This window comes from Allobosea sp. 01N443, assembly GCF_056399325.1.
Window position 1 is genome coordinate 1 of the sequence record NZ_JBFTRC010000446.1, and the last position, 399, is coordinate 399.

Genomic DNA, 399 nt, shown 5'->3' on the forward strand with positions numbered 1-399 from the left:
TGGCTTAGAAGCAGCCATCATTTAAAGAGTGCGTAATAGCTCACTAGTCGAGTGACACTGCGCCGAAAATGTACCGGGGCTAAACRTATYACCGAAGCTGTGGATTGTCCTTTGGACAATGGTAGGAGAGCGTTCTAAGGGCGTYGAAGCATGATCGCAAGGACATGTGGAGCGCTTAGAAGTGAGAATGCCGGTGTGAGTAGCGAAAGACGGGTGAGAATCCCGTCCACCGATTGACTAAGGTTTCCAGAGGAAGGCTCGTCCGCTCTGGGTTAGTCGGGTCCTAAGCTGAGGCCGACAGGCGTAGGCGATGGATAACAGGTTGATATTCCTGTACCACCTAGTATCGTTTTAATCGATGGGGGGACGCAGTAGGATAGGCGAAGCGTGCTGTTGGAG

At 52.0% G+C, this 399-nt stretch carries 1 rRNA gene; it reads left to right on the forward strand.

Annotation, left to right across the window (positions count from 1 at the left end):
• Nucleotides 1-399, forward strand: a 23S ribosomal RNA gene (locus AC1DRP_RS36915); the annotation flags it as partial.